General features: G+C 71.5%; 1 protein-coding gene. It reads left to right on the top strand.

From position 1 onward, the window contains the following. A partial coding sequence (locus ACLZOT_RS50770; RefSeq protein WP_416976089.1) for a substrate-binding domain-containing protein occupies positions 1 to 351 on the top strand: 351 nt, incomplete at both ends.

The following is a 351-nucleotide window of genomic DNA, read 5'->3' as shown; positions in this document are numbered from 1 at the left end:
AGCGGATCGCCGTGATCGCCGGTCATCAGCGCAAGATGTGCAGCAGCGCCCGGGTGGCGGGCTATCGCTCGGCGCTCGCCTCGGCCGGGGTGCGGCACCGTCCCGAGTACGTCCGGCACGCGGGCTTCGACGAGGGTCTCGCCCACCGCAGGATGCTGGAACTCCTCGATCTGCCCGAACCGCCGACGGCCGTCTTCGTCTGCTCGGACCGTATGGCCCTCGGGGTCTACGAGGCGCTGGCGGAACGGGACTTGCGGGTGCCGCACGACATGAGCGTGGTCGGCTTCGACGATCTGCCGGAGGCCCGCTGGATCTCCCCGGCCCTCACCACGGTCCGCCAGCCCCTGTCGG

Source organism: Streptomyces sp. 4F14, assembly GCF_048159485.1.
Lineage (GTDB): Bacteria > Actinomycetota > Actinomycetes > Streptomycetales > Streptomycetaceae > Streptomyces.
The sequence above is the reverse complement of the archived record's forward strand: the minus strand, read 5'-3'. Positions and strand labels throughout refer to the sequence as shown.